Here is a 13,430-nt window from a genome sequence, read left to right as displayed (position 1 = left end):
TGGTTTTCATTCTCCTCTCCACTCTCACCTGTTCTATAGTAGTATCATGACCCACAAGAAAAAATGGTTGTTGTTTGCTCCCAGCGGGCTGATAGTCATCGGCTTCGGCTCATGTTTAGTGCAGTGGGCATCAGCTAAGAAAGAGCGGGGCGAACCCACCTCCAACTGGGTGGCAGCTGGCACCGTGGCCCTGTGCGTGCTCAATGCAGGAGTAAGCTTGTTTGGCCGGGGCGTAGCTGAAAGCGTGCTCTACCAAGTGCGCGAAAAAGAAGAAGATACCCTCTTCGATTACAGCAACGTGCCACGCTTCTAGCGTCGTCATACCCCATTTGTCTTTTCAGTATAAAAAGCCCGCTGGTAGCTACCAACGGGCTTTTTATACGCCGCGCACCTGCTCTTGCAGGCTGCTTGTATTGATTCCTTTCACTTCTTTTTTTGCTGATGTCCTTACCCAATCGGTTGGCTCTACGGTTTCTTTCCTCGGCTTTTTTACTAGCCCTACTACTCACCGGCGCATTGCCGGGAGCAGCACAGGCCCCAACGGCAACCACTGCAACTGGGCCGCTCCTGACGCCGAGCCAGTTTCTGGGTTACCCGCTGGGTAGCCGCTTCACGCCGCATGCCGAGTTGCTGCATTACGTTGACCACGTAGTAGCGCATTCTCCGGGCCGAATGAAACGGCAAGACTATGGGCAGACTTACGAGAACCGGCGGCTGGAAGTGGTGCAGATAGCTACTCCTGAAAACCTAAGCCGCCTCGATGATATTCGCCACAACAACTTGCGCTTGGCAGGGCTGGAAACCGGCGCCAAACAGCGCCAGCAGCCTGCTATTGTGTGGCTCAGCTACAACATACATGGTAATGAGGCAGTATCGTCGGAGGCGGTGATGCAGGTGCTGTACGACCTGGCCGACCCGCAAAACACCCAGACGCAGGAGTGGCTGCAAAACACGGTGGTGATGCTCGACCCGTGCGTGAACCCCGATGGGCGGGAGCGGTACGTGCAGTGGTACAACCGCGCCCGGGCCAGCGTGGCCAATGCGTCGCCCTACGCTTGGGAGCACCACGAGCCCTGGCCTGGTGGCCGCTTTAATCACTACTATTTCGATCTGAACCGCGACTGGGCTTGGCAAACGCAGCAGGAGAGCCGGCAGCGCCTCACGCTCTACAACCAGTGGCTGCCCCAAGTGCACGCCGACTTCCACGAAATGGGCCCCGATGACCCTTACTATTTCTCGCCAGCAGCCAAGCCTTACCACGAAGACATCACTGATTTTCAACGCCAGTTTCAGAACACCATCGGCGACTACAACCGGCAGGTATTCGACAAAAACAACTGGCTGTATTTCACCCGCGAAACTTACGACCTGTTCTATCCAAGCTACGGCGACACGTATCCGTCGTTCAACGGAGCCATTGGTATGACCTACGAACAAGGCGGGTCGGGCCGTGCGGGGGTGCAGTACGCCAAATCCGACGGAGATACGCTTACGCTGGCCCAGCGCATTTCGCACCACCATGCTACCAGCTTAGCCACTATTCGGGCTGCTGCCGAGCGGCACGTGGAATTGGTGAGCGAGTTCCAGAAGTATTTCGACAATTCCCGCACCAAGCCACGTGGCATCTATAAGTCGTTTGTGGTGGCGGGCTCCGGTGACCCTGGCCAGCTGAAAGCTTTCACAACCTACCTGGACCGGCAGCAGATTCAGTATGGCTACGCGCCGCGCCGCCAACGTACCCGCGGCTTCAACTACGCTTCTGGTAAAGACGAAAGTGTGCAGCTAGAAGCGCAGGATGTGGTAGTGAGCATGTACCAGCCCAAGTCAACGCTGGTGAAAGTGCTGTTTGAGCCTCGGCCCGCGTTAGAAGACTCCCTCACATATGACATTACCGCTTGGGCGCTGCCCTATTCCTTCGGCCTGAAAGCCTACGCCCTCAAAGACAAGATAGCTGCCGATAGTAAGCCTGCCGCTAAAGCCGTTGCCAGCCAGCAGCTAAGCGCCGACGCCAAACCCTATGCGTACGTGGCGCGCTGGAATAATTTGCAGGATGTGCGCTTCCTGAGCCGCTTGTTGCAGCAGCGCGTGAAAGTACGGGTAGCAAGCCGAGCCTTCGAAGCCGAAGGACAAAAATACCAGCCCGGTACGCTAGTCATCACGCGCACCGGCAACGAAACCATGGGCACACGCTTCGACCAACTAGTGCGTGCGCAGGCCGATTCGTTGGGTGTGCTGGTGCAGCCCGTAAAGTCTGGTTTTTCAACTTCCGGAGCTGATTTGGGCTCGGGCTACGTGCGCAACGTGGCGCGGCCTACCATTGCAGTGGTAGCCGGGGAAGGCATTTCGCCCACAGCGTTTGGCGAAGTGTGGCACTTCTTCGAGCAGCAAATTGGCTATCCGGTCACGGTGCTTGGGACCGACTATTTGGGCTCGGTACCGTTAAGCAAATTTGATGTGCTTATTCTGCCGGACGGTAATTATGGCGACATCTACCCGGAGCGAAACCTAGAGGCCCTCAAAACGTGGGTACGTGGCGGAGGCCGCCTCATTGCGCTGGAAGGCGCCGCCGCCTTCCTGGCTGGCAAGAAAGACTTCCTGCTGAAAACCAAGCCTGCCGACTCGGCGGCCAGTAAAAAAGCCAACCCGTATCGGTTGCTGAAGCCGTACGCCAATGCTGAGCGTGAGCAAATTGGGGAACGAGTGCAAGGAAGCGTCTACCGCGTTCAACTCGACAACACGCACCCATTGGCTTTCGGTTATGGGCCTACTTATTACGCGCTGGTACGAGACACGTTGAACTACCGCTTTTTAGGTGAAGGCGGCTGGAACGTAGGCATACTAAAGCGTGACAACTATGCCGCCGGTTTTGCTGGCCGCCAAGCACGCCGCAAACTCACCGATACCTTCGTACTGGGTGCGCAAGACATGGGCCGGGGACAGGTTATTTACCTCGCCGACAACCCGCTGTTCCGGGGATTTTGGCAGGGCGGCAAGCTACTGTTTGGCAACGCGCTGTTCTTTGTAGGCCAATAGATAGTCGGCCATTTCTCTGCGTAACTACCCTCTAGCAAAAACAAAAGCGGCTTGCCACATGGCAAGCCGCTTTTGTTTTTCAACTAGTTAGGCTAGGTCGTATCACCAGGATTCAACTCAGCCTAGTCCTTTAGTCTACTACGTCTTCTGCTTTGTTTTTCACGGCTTTGGCGCCTTTCTTCACGGCTTTGCCGGTTTTCTTGGCACCTCTTTCCACTTTATTACCGGCTTTTTTGCCAGCTACCTTCACATCCTCTTTGGTGTTGTAAGCCTTTTCACCGGCTTCCGTACGACCAGTGCGGGTTTCGGTCTTCACAGTGCCATTGTCGCGCACAGTGGTAGTGGATTTGGCACCGGTAGCATCGTCTTTTACTACTACTTTATCGCCTTGAGCGAAAGCGGCAGTGGAGAAGGCTACGGCAGCGAGCAACATTATGATCTTTTTCATGATAGAGGGGGATTATTTACTGAATCCGGGTCCTTATACGTGTACAGAAAAATAGGTTGCCAACAGTTCAGTTTACGTGCATAACACTGCCTGAATACCGAAAATTATAGTCTGGATAAGTTGCTGTTTATTAGGTAAGAAACTGAATATCGATTGTCAGTATGTTTATTGAAGCCCAGTTGCAATCAGGGAGTTATGATAGTCATTGTTGGGTATAAGCAGCATGATCTGCTTTCCTAGTTATTTATCTCCTTGTAGTTTCCTGTTTAAGCTAGTGCCAGCCTTCAACCGCTACGCCACCGAAAATCATGCGGTTCACTGGGGGCGTGAATATGCCATAGGGATACGCTGCGTCGAGGGCACTACTCTCATTAAGTGCTTGAAGTTGTTCGGGCGTAAGGCGTATATCTAGCGACTTCAAATTGTCGTGGAGCTGGTTTAGCTTGCTCGCACCCAGAATAAGTGAAGTAATTCCGGGCTGCGCTGCAGTCCAAGCCAGGGCAACCTGCGCTACTGGCCGTTCCACTTGCGCCGCTACGGCCTGCAATGTTTCTAACACGCGCCAGTTATGGTCAGTGAACTTCTGGTCTCCAAACGGATTGGGGCCACTAAGCCGGCCTTCGCCAGTAGCACGTGCACCATCACGTTGGTATTTACCTGCCAGAAAACCGGCGGCAAGGGGGCTCCACGGAGTAATGCCAAGCCCAAGCTCCCGGGCCGCAGGCACATATTCGCGCTCAATGCTTCGTTCCACCAGTGAGTATTCAAGCTGTAGCGCAATGGGGCCTGGCACGCCATGTATTGAAGCCATTGTTGCGGCTTGGGTGGCATACCAGGCTGGTATGTTAGAGAAGCCGAAGTAGCGGATTTTGCCGGCCCGCACTAAGTCGCCGAGCGACTGTAGCACCTCGGCAGCTGGCGTAACCATGTCCCATGCATGCAACCAGTATAGGTCGATGTAGTCGGTGCCCAATCGGCGCAACGAGCCTTCCAATGCGCGGTGAATGTTTTTGCGCCCGTTGCCACCAGCATTTGGGTTGCCAGGCTGCGCATTGAAGGTGGACTTAGTAGCTACCACTACTTGGTCGCGCAAGCCTTGGTCGGCTATAAACTTGCCAACCAATTCTTCGCTACGCCCACCGGAATAGACATCAGCAGTATCAATGAAATTGCCACCAGCCTCGACGTAGGTTTGAAAGATGGTTCGAGAAACTTCATCGGGCGAGCCCCAACGCGGGGTGCCGAAGGTCATGGTGCCCAAGGTGAGCGGACTAACTACAAGGCCAGAACGGCCAAGGGTACGATAGGTAGTGAGAGGCATTACGAAGGAGTTAGTTACTCCTCAAAGGTCCGCCTACGCCCGCAGGCAAGAGCTACACAAACCACTGTTTCTGCTACACAAAATGCGGATATATTGATGGCAGCGTAAACAGTACTGCCTACGTGTGCCCATAGTGTGGCTCGCTTCCCTGCTGAGATGAAGTGCAGCTGACTTCAGCTTGTCCGATGTGCTAGAGCTTATATGGTAATAGCAACGAACTGTCGCCGTAGCTCAGGAACCGGTAGTCGTGGGTGAGGGCGTGCTCATACACGCGTCTCCAATCGGGGCCAAGCAACGCAGCTACGAGTAGCAAGAGCGTACTTTCAGGCTGATGAAAATTGGTAACTAAGCCTTGTACTACTCGAAAATGGTATCCCGGCGCAATAAGCAACTGCGTAGTGGCATGCAGGCTGTCCAGGTGTTGGGTGTCCAGATAATGGAGCAGGGCTTGTAAGGCATCAGCGGTAGGCAGGCTAGAACCAGGCGTATAGGGTTGCCACTGCGTTACATGCGGTATGCTGTCAACTGCCAAATGCCCTTCGGCTGCTTGGACTCCAAGCCAGTACACACTCTCTAAAGTTCGCAAGCTGGTAGTGCCTACTGCAAGTATGGGCTTCGGTTGATGCGCAAGGAGCTGGCGCAGCACTGCAGCTTGCACTACAAATGGCTCGCCATGCATGGCGTGGTCGGCCATGTGGGCTGCTTTCACGGGCTGAAATGTACCAGCGCCCACATGGAGCGTTACGCGCGCCGTGCTAATTCCCCGCTGGCTTAAGGCAGCTAAAACGGCTTCCGAGAAGTGCAGGCCAGCGGTAGGAGCCGCTACGGCACCTTCGTGGCTGGCATACACCGTCTGATAGCGCACGGCGTCGGCTTCGGTATCGTCGCGGTTGAGGTAGGGGGGCAGAGGCAGATGGCCGGCTCCTCGCAATACCTCTGCGAAGGTGAGCGCCTCGGGACTCCAACGAAACTGAATTAGGGAATAGCCGTCAGTGGCTTCCAGCCGCTCAGCCGTCAGGGAGGCGGGTTGTCCGTGGGCCTGGAACACCAGTTGTACTGGGCCACTTTTCCAGCGCTTGCCGTTGCCCACCAAGCATTTCCACACGCACCCCGAGGTCTGCTGCATGGCCAGCTCAACGGCCCGATGCGGAGCTACCGGTTCCAAGCAAAACAACTCCACTTGGCCACCAGTGGGCTTATGGCAAAACAGCCGGGCCTGCACTACCTTGGTGTCGTTGAATACTAGGAGGGCATCGGCAGGAAGCTCAGCGGGCAGGTCTTGAAACGTTTGGTCACTGATATGGCCTTCCCGGTACACCAGTAAGCGCGACTGGTCACGGTTGGGCAGGGGCTCAGAGGCAATGCGGTCTGCTGGCAGCGTGTACGTGTAGTCTTGAATGGAAAGCAGACGCGGATCAGGAGTGGAAGTGGGCATACCCACAAAGGTAAATCACGGACGCAACTGGTGTGTTTGGTGCCGCGGATTATTCGTTTCCACTGAAAAAGTAAGCCGACCTGCCACGTGGCAGGTCAGCTCTAATACTCAGGAGTAAGAGTAAGTGCTTAAAAGGTAGATTACCGTTCAGCCCTACGACTTGCGGAAAATCAGCAGGTGCTGCTGGGGCAGACTTTTGATGTTTTCGACGAAAACCATTCCCAGGGCTTCCATTTCTTTGCGCGCCTGCGCTTCCGTCATCTTGTGAATGCGCTTGATTGGCACGTTAGGGTCTTCGCCTCGATACTCTACCAAGGCCACCCGACCAGTGGGCCGAAGCGAGTTACGAATGGCACGCATCATTTCCCGCGGATGATCAAACTCGTGATAAGCATCCACAATCAGCACTAAATCAACGCTGGAAGCAGGTAGATTGGGATTCTGCACCGTGCTCAGGATGGGCTGCACGTTTTGCGCATTGTTGGCCGCTTTGTGGTCGCTGAGGTACTTAATCATCTCGGGCTGGATGTCAACCGCCAAGACTTTGCCCTGTGGCACCAACGGGCTAATACGAAACGAGAAATACCCAGTACCCGCACCGATATCGGCCACTACATCAGTAGGCTTGATTTTCAGCTCGCGCAAGAGTACGTCGGTTCGTTCTTCTTCTTGTCGGTCGCCTCGTTCCAGCCATTCGGCGCCTTCGTGGCCCATCACGTGCGCAATTTGGCGGCCCTGGTAGTATTTACCTATGCCGTTGGGGTCTTGCGGAGTGGATAACCGATACCCGCTGGTATCGGCGGCGGCTTCTACGTCGTTTGATAATTGCTGCTCGGCAGCTACTGCCGAGGAGCTTTCCATTGGTGTTTGGGTACAGGCCGCCGGAAGTAATAAAACGGACAGCGTGGTGGTCCGAAGCAAAGAGGGGAAGAGCATAGGCACGAGTGCAAGTAAATCGTGTTTAGTTTAACATCCTAGCTGGCCGAAGCGTTCGAGCATTCTTGAAAACTAAATGAGGCGCATTCTCACGGTCGAGTTAAGGCAATATTCATGGCATTTTATCATCTATTTTTAGTTTAGCGCGTAGAAATCCCGTTCTTGAACCCTCAAACCAACTTCCTTTCCTTATGAAGCACGTCTTCAACCTTTTCCCTAAGTTGGCAGCTATTGCGGCTGTTGCCTTGAGTATCAGTAGCTGTAACCGGGCTGAGTATGCCATGTTACCCAAGACTGCATCAGCGTACCATGGTACGCAGCGGGGCGTCATTGTGCAGCCTGCTCCAGCTCCGGCTGTAGTTTCTGCTACGCCCGAAGCTACCGAGCCTGTTGCAACGGAAGCCGTTGCCCCAGCAGTTGTTGCTCCTCAAGTAGCCAAGTCAGCTTCAGCAGAACGCTCGGCCGTGGCAGAAGTTGTGGCCACAAAGCCAGCCGCTTCCACCAAGGCTCCTAAAATGAGCTTGGTACAGAAGGCATTGGTGCAAAAGGTCGCAAAGAAGGCTGATAAGCTAGCCGGTAAGGTGCAGATCAAGAAGCGTACGGAGGCTGCTTCCACCAGCAGACTCGAAGGCAAACTACGTCAGGGACTTATTCTAGTGCTCGTTGGTCTCTTGGTGGAGCTTTTGGGTGCGGCAGTTAGCTCATCCCTTATCTACGTGCTAGGTGCCATTCTAATCCTCGTCGGCCTCGTGTTGATCGTACTCTGGCTTCTCGACGAGTTGTAAGCATTGGATTGCTATTCACTGAAAGCCCCGGTTGCCGTAAGCAGCCGGGGCTTTTTATTGCTGGTTGCTAGCTTAAAAACAGTATTGCCAGTAGTATGTCGAGTAAATAAGTGTTTCTTGTTAAGCTTATCAACTAACCTTATGAAACCTTATTTCTACGCTTTCTTGCTTCTGTCTCTCTTTCTAGGTGGCTGTAACAGTGCTCGTTCGGTTATTTACCTGCCAAATACAACGCGCTATAGCGCAACGCCTTCTGTACCACCGGCTGTCGAGAAGCCTATTCCAGCAGTTGTTCAAAATAAATCTGAAGTACTGGACGAACCGCAATTCACAGCTGCGCTTTCAGTACGCGAAGTGACACAGCTACATAGCAAGGCTCAGCAACTTAGACGCAAGGCCCTGCTCACGCATGGGTCGTTAAAAACGATGCTTATTGAGCGGCCAGATACTAATAAAGCTCAACTGCCAGATAAAGCATTGATTGGTCGAACTCGGGATGCCGATACCTTCACTACGGTCGTAAATGTTGTAGGGGGCATCTTAGCACTAGTAGGAATTATCTTAATTATAGCTGCTTTTACTAGTACCTCTCCAGGTTGGCTTCCTCTTGCTTATCTAGTTTATGGAGTATTGGCGCTTATTTTAGGCACCCCATTTCTATTATTTAGGAGTAAAAACAGCACACGCAAGCGAAAAGCTGAAGAGCGTCGAGCGGTCCGACGTGCTGCTAGAAGCCAACAATAGCCTTAGAGGTGCACTACATCGGGTCAACGTCGGCTACGAAGCGGGCTTGCTTGTAGTCTTTCTGATCTTTTACCACATGTATGGCTTCTAGGATATCGGCTTTAGCCGATTTGAGAACGGTATGCTCCCGGCTCAGTTTGATAGTGATTTCCTGTAAGTAAAAGTTGCGGATACGGAAGATATAAGGCGCTTCCGGCCCTAATACCGCCTCGCGGCCAAGCCTGGCCACTAATTCGCCTGTGAGCAGAATAGCCGCCCGTTCGCACAGCAACTGGTCCATATGCTTCACTGCGAGCCGGATGACGCGCATGAAGGGTGGGTAGCCATGCTCGCGCCGCTGCGTGATTTCGTAGTCATAGAACTCCAGGTAGTCGTTGCGGATTACCTTGTCGAAGATGACCTGTTGTGGGTCGGCCGTCTGGATGATAACTTTTCCTTTCTTGCCCTTGCGGCCAGCCCGGCCACTTACCTGCACAAACATTTGGAAGGCCCGCTCGTGCGCCCGGAAATCAGGGTAGTGAATGATGCTATCGGCATTGATGATGCCAACCAGACTCACATTCGCAAAGTCCAGGCCTTTCGTCACCATTTGGGTGCCTACTAGGATATTGGTTTTCTGCTGCTCGAAATCACCAATGATTTGTTGGTAGGAATTTTTGGCGCGGGTGGTGTCCAGGTCCATGCGTTGCACGTTGGCGGCAGGTAGCATCACCTTGAGGTCGTCTTCTATCTTCTCGGTCCCGAAGCCTACGGTTTTGATGTTGCGGGAGCCACAAGCAGGGCATTCCACGGGCATCCGGTCGTGGTAGCCGCAGTAGTGGCAGCGCAATTCGTGGGCCTGTTTGTGGTAGCTCAGGCTTACGGCGCAGTTCATGCACTTCGGAATCCAGCCGCAGTCCACGCAGTTAATAAAAGGCGAGTAGCCTCGCCGATTTTGGAACAGAATTACTTGCTCTTTAATGCTGAGCTTGGTTTCGATGGCGGTTAGTAGCTCGGGCGTGAAGTGGTTGAGCATCTTCTTAGCCTCTCTGCTCTTGCGCGTGTCTACCAATTCTATTTCCGGCAAACCAGCTTCGCCAAACCGTTTGCTGAGCGTTACGAGCCCATAGCGGCCAGTGCGGGTTTGGTAGAACGTTTCAACGGCTGGAGTGGCAGAGCCCAGCAGCGTTTTGGCACCCTGGAAGTTGGCCATCATCAACGCCACCTCGCGCGCGTTGTAGCGCGGGGCCGGGTCATATTGCTTGTAGCTTGACTCGTGCTCTTCGTCCACAATCACCAACGCCAGATTGTCGAATGGTAGAAACACCGCCGACCGCACGCCTATCACCACCTGAAACCGCCCCGATAACACTCCGTTCCACACTTCCACTCGCTCGTTGTCGGAGAATTTCGAGTGATACACGCCCAGGCGGGAGCCAAACACGCGCATGAGACGGGTTACAATCTGAGCAGTAAGGGCAATTTCGGGTAGTAGATACAGTACCTGTCCGCCGCCGTCCAGCGCGTTGCGGATAAGGTCGATGTAGATTTCCGTTTTACCAGCGCCCGTTACGCCGTGCAGCAGCACAATGTCTTTGGTGTTGAAAATGCGCATCACTTCGTCGCGGGCCTCGGTTTGGGCCTCACTCAACGTGAAATGCATGTTGGCCTGGGTAGCGTCATCAAGCGGGAAGCGTGATACAATCACGTCGAACTGTTCGAGTACCCCGTTTTTGATGAGTGTATTGACAGCAGAAGGGGAGAGGTGGGGCGCCGACGTTAAGTAGGCCTTCTCGATACCGTTCTGATTGGTGAATTCGTTTTGATAGACGGGCACCTTTTGCAGGTAGCGCATTAACACATCTAACTGCTTAGGCCGGGTGGCGAGTTGGGTGAACAAGCCTTCCAAGGCCGCTTCGGCTACAAAGTGATGGGCCAGGCGCACCTTCTTCACCACTTTGGGCGCGTATTTGTCGGCCATGTGCTCGAACAGAAACACTACGTCTTTCTGCATCAGGCTCTTAATCACCTTATGAAACGAGGCAACCCCGAGCAACTCTCCCACTTCTGTGAAAGTCAATGATTTGCCGTCTTCTCCCGTGCTCAGCGTCTCGACAATTCTCTCTTCCTGCTCACTGAGCGGATACGGATTTTCTTCGCGGACAAAAGCAGGATGTAGCTGCACCCGCGACTCGGAGCTAAGCTTCAGGGCCGACGGCAACGCGGCGTTAATGACCTCGCCTATGGTGCACATGTAGTAATCGGCCAGCCAGCGAAACAGCTGAAGCTGCGGCTGCGTCACGACGGGAGCATCGTCGATGAACTCCAGAATGTATTTTGCTTGGTACTCTTTAGGCGGCGTTTCGTGCACGGCCGCTACAATACAACTAAGCGTCCGCTTGGCCCCAAACTGCACAATCACACGTCCGCCAATCACGACTTGGTCGTTCAGCTCATAAGGAACCCGGTAAGTGTAGAGCTTGGGCAGCGGCAACGGCAGAATCACGTCGGCAAATAGCGTGACACGGTCGGCAGCGGGTTCTGGCTGTGGCTGAACAAAGTCGAACGTAAGACTCAATGGAAAATCAATCTGGAAGCGGAAAGTAAAGATAACAGGGCAGTGCTTGTGCTGTGTGCCTGCGGCTGCAAATTGGCGCCGGCCACAACTATATAGCTGCCCGCTGCCCCCACGGCTGCCAGCACCAAACTACATCTGCGTCAGTGCTTCCGTCACGGTATGCACTGGCTGCTGGCAAGTATGATTGTAGCACACATAAATTGTGGTCTGGCCGTTGCGGGCCTCCCGGCCTTGCAGCAGCGGTAACGTACTCGTAGTGGTAGTGCCTGCCAAGACTGTGTTGGGTAGGTACTGACGACTAAGCTCCTGCCGTAAATGAGTAGCACCGGGCCCTACAATAGCAAGTTCGGCGGTTGGTTTCAGTTTTTTGGCATACAGAGAGGCCCAATTGGTTAAGTGTTGTGGCTCTTGCACCACCAAATTCTGGACGCGGCGTAGCATAGCCGTGGCTAAGTCAGTGTAGCGGCTGACTTCTAAATGCAAGCCCAGCCGATGGAGGTTATGTGCCATGACAGAATTAGAAGCCGGAATAACATTGTCGAACAGCTCTTTTTTGCGGGCAATAAGCTTCTCGCCCGTATCGTCAGTGTAAAAGAACTGCTCTTCTTCGGGGTCGAAAAAGTGCATTAGTACGTATTCCATCAAACCTGCGGCTTCCTGTAGCCAGCTTTCGTCGAACGTTGCTTCGTACAGGCTACAGTATGCTTGGATAACCAGCGCGTAATCTTCTAAAAACCCACTGATAGAAGCGCAGCCGTTTTTGTAGTTGCGGTATAATCCTGCTCCGTTGCGTAGCTTTTCTTGAATAAACTGTGCGTTCCAGAGGGCCAGGGCCAGAAACTCTGGCTCAGCAAATGCACGATAAGCATCCAGCAGGCTTTGCAGCATCAAGGCGTTCCAGCCCGTCAAAATCTTGTCGTCTAGCCCCGGACGGACACGCTCGTTGCGAGCGGCCAGCAGCTTTTGCTTCCAGCTACGCACCAATGTAGCCACTACATCAAGTTCAAGCGCATGCGCTGCCGCAAAATCCTCGTCGGAAGCGCGCCGGTGCAAAATGTTGCGGCTGTGTTCCCAATTGCCAACGGCCGTGCAGCTGTAGTAATCGGCCGCCAGCGGCTCCTCCTCTTCTAAAATATCGCGCAGCTCTTCTCTAGTGAAAACGTAAAACCTACCTTCCTCACCTTCACTATCGGCATCAAGAGAGGAGTAGAACCCACCTTCTAGGCTGGTTAGCTCGCGTTCCACAAAACTGATGGTGTCATACACCACGTCCCGGTATAGCCTATCCTGCGTTACTTGGTAGGCTTCCGCGTACAGGCTTACCAACTGCCCGTTGTCGTAGAGCATCTTTTCGAAATGCGGTACCAACCATGCCTCGTCCACTGAATAGCGGGCGAATCCACCTCCTACCTGGTCGTAGAGGCCACCCCACGCCATTTCACGTAGCGTGAGGTTGATCTGAGCCAGCAGAGGTTGGCTGGCACTAAGCTGATAGGTGTGGAGCAGAAAGCGCCAGATACTGGGCATTGGAAACTTTGGCGTCCGGTTCATACCACCCAGCTCCCGGTCGAACTTTTGAGCTAGGTTGGCTACGAGTTGCTTGAACTCGTCTTGTGCGAATCCTGCGGTTGCCGCTGGAATGCGGTACTTCTCTAACTCACTGGCTTGTACTACGCGAGCAAACTGCTCGGCCGAGGCATCTAGTTCTGTCCGGTTTTCGCCTTGATATGCCTCACCAATACTTTTCAACAACTGCGCCCAGTTGCCAGGCGAGAAATATGTGCCCCCATAAAACGGTTTTGCTTCCTGGTTCAGAAACACATTCAACGGCCACCCTCCCGGCACGCCCATAGCTTGCAAGGCCTCCATATAAACCTGGTCAACATCCGGGCGTTCTTCACGGTCCACTTTAATGCACACAAAATGCTCGTTCATAACGGCCGCTACCCGTGCATTTTCGAAGGATTCTCGCTCCATCACGTGGCACCAATGGCAAGCTGCGTAGCCAATGCTCACCAAAATAGGTTTCTGCTCGTTCCGTGCACGGCTCAGTGCCTCCTCTCCCCACGGATACCAATCCACGGGATTGTGTGCATGTTGAAGCAAGTAGGGGCTTGATTCCTGCGCGAGGCGATTAGTGTGCGCAGGCTTGTTGTCGGTGTTCATCGGCA

The 13,430-nt window shown here is 53.8% G+C and carries 10 protein-coding genes; 4 read left to right on the top strand and 6 right to left on the bottom strand.

What is annotated here, in order from left to right:
• The first annotated feature begins 46 nt into the window (after window positions 1–46).
• On the top strand, window positions 47–313 hold the full coding sequence (locus MTX78_RS17325) for a hypothetical protein (RefSeq protein WP_243796920.1): 267 nt from the start codon (window positions 47–49) through the stop codon (window positions 311–313).
• 128 nt (window positions 314–441) lie between these two features.
• Window positions 442–3,033 (top strand): M14 family metallopeptidase, encoded by a 2,592-nt coding sequence (locus MTX78_RS17320; protein ID WP_243796918.1) that lies wholly within the window; start codon window positions 442–444, stop codon window positions 3,031–3,033.
• A gap of 130 nt (window positions 3,034–3,163) precedes the next feature.
• Here the strand turns inward: MTX78_RS17320 and MTX78_RS17315 are convergent, their stop codons facing one another.
• The 4 genes from MTX78_RS17315 to MTX78_RS17300 form a co-directional block, all read right to left on the bottom strand.
• Entirely contained in the window at window positions 3,164–3,481 is a 318-nt protein-coding gene (locus MTX78_RS17315) for a hypothetical protein (protein WP_243796917.1), read from the bottom strand.
• Between the two features lie 271 nt (window positions 3,482–3,752).
• Window positions 3,753–4,802 (bottom strand): aldo/keto reductase, encoded by a 1,050-nt coding sequence (locus MTX78_RS17310; RefSeq protein WP_243796915.1) that lies wholly within the window; start codon window positions 4,800–4,802, stop codon window positions 3,753–3,755.
• Between the two features lie 190 nt (window positions 4,803–4,992).
• Entirely contained in the window at window positions 4,993–6,237 is a 1,245-nt protein-coding gene (locus MTX78_RS17305) for an S-adenosylmethionine:tRNA ribosyltransferase-isomerase (RefSeq protein ID WP_243796913.1), read from the bottom strand.
• 153 nt (window positions 6,238–6,390) lie between these two features.
• Window positions 6,391–7,098, bottom strand: coding sequence for a class I SAM-dependent methyltransferase (locus MTX78_RS17300; RefSeq protein ID WP_243796912.1), 708 nt, complete (start codon window positions 7,096–7,098; stop codon window positions 6,391–6,393).
• A 356-nt stretch (window positions 7,099–7,454) separates the two neighbouring features.
• On the opposite strand from MTX78_RS17300, the gene MTX78_RS17295 reads away from it, so the two are divergent.
• Together MTX78_RS17295 and MTX78_RS17290 are read left to right on the top strand one after the other, a co-directional pair.
• Window positions 7,455–7,958 (top strand): hypothetical protein, encoded by a 504-nt coding sequence (locus tag MTX78_RS17295; protein WP_243796910.1) that lies wholly within the window; start codon window positions 7,455–7,457, stop codon window positions 7,956–7,958.
• 141 nt (window positions 7,959–8,099) lie between these two features.
• Window positions 8,100–8,702 carry a DUF308 domain-containing protein gene (locus MTX78_RS17290; protein WP_243796909.1) on the top strand — a complete coding sequence of 201 codons (603 nt, stop codon included), beginning with the start codon at window positions 8,100–8,102 and terminating at the stop codon, window positions 8,700–8,702.
• 13 nt (window positions 8,703–8,715) lie between these two features.
• Here MTX78_RS17290 and priA read toward each other — a convergent pair whose 3' ends face one another.
• Together priA and MTX78_RS17280 are read right to left on the bottom strand one after the other, a co-directional pair.
• Window positions 8,716–11,259, bottom strand: coding sequence for a replication restart helicase PriA (gene priA / locus MTX78_RS17285; protein WP_243796907.1), 2,544 nt, complete (start codon window positions 11,257–11,259; stop codon window positions 8,716–8,718).
• Window positions 11,260–11,388: 129 nt separating this feature from the next.
• Window positions 11,389–13,425, bottom strand: coding sequence for a thioredoxin domain-containing protein (locus MTX78_RS17280; RefSeq protein WP_243796906.1), 2,037 nt, complete (start codon window positions 13,423–13,425; stop codon window positions 11,389–11,391).
• Window positions 13,426–13,430: the final 5 nt, after the last annotated feature.

The organism is Hymenobacter tibetensis (assembly GCF_022827545.1).
GTDB lineage: Bacteria > Bacteroidota > Bacteroidia > Cytophagales > Hymenobacteraceae > Hymenobacter > Hymenobacter tibetensis.
Note: the sequence above shows the minus strand (reverse complement) of the source record. Positions and strands in the feature narration are given on the sequence as shown.

Bases quoted from the DNA above. Each gene is read 5' to 3' on its own strand.
- MTX78_RS17295 (WP_243796910.1), top strand. From the start codon at position 7,455: ATGTTACCCAAGACTGCATCAGCGTACCATGGTACGCAGCGGGGCGTC.
- MTX78_RS17325 (WP_243796920.1), top strand. From the start codon at position 47: ATGACCCACAAGAAAAAATGGTTGTTGTTTGCTCCCAGCGGGCTGATA.
- MTX78_RS17310 (WP_243796915.1), bottom strand. From the start codon at position 4,802: ATGCCTCTCACTACCTATCGTACCCTTGGCCGTTCTGGCCTTGTAGTT.
- MTX78_RS17315 (WP_243796917.1), bottom strand. From the start codon at position 3,481: ATGAAAAAGATCATAATGTTGCTCGCTGCCGTAGCCTTCTCCACTGCC.
- MTX78_RS17300 (WP_243796912.1), bottom strand. From the start codon at position 7,098: ATGGAAAGCTCCTCGGCAGTAGCTGCCGAGCAGCAATTATCAAACGAC.
- MTX78_RS17320 (WP_243796918.1), top strand. From the start codon at position 442: ATGTCCTTACCCAATCGGTTGGCTCTACGGTTTCTTTCCTCGGCTTTT.
- MTX78_RS17280 (WP_243796906.1), bottom strand. From the start codon at position 13,425: ATGAACACCGACAACAAGCCTGCGCACACTAATCGCCTCGCGCAGGAA.
- MTX78_RS17290 (WP_243796909.1), top strand. From the start codon at position 8,100: ATGAAACCTTATTTCTACGCTTTCTTGCTTCTGTCTCTCTTTCTAGGT.
- MTX78_RS17305 (WP_243796913.1), bottom strand. From the start codon at position 6,237: ATGCCCACTTCCACTCCTGATCCGCGTCTGCTTTCCATTCAAGACTAC.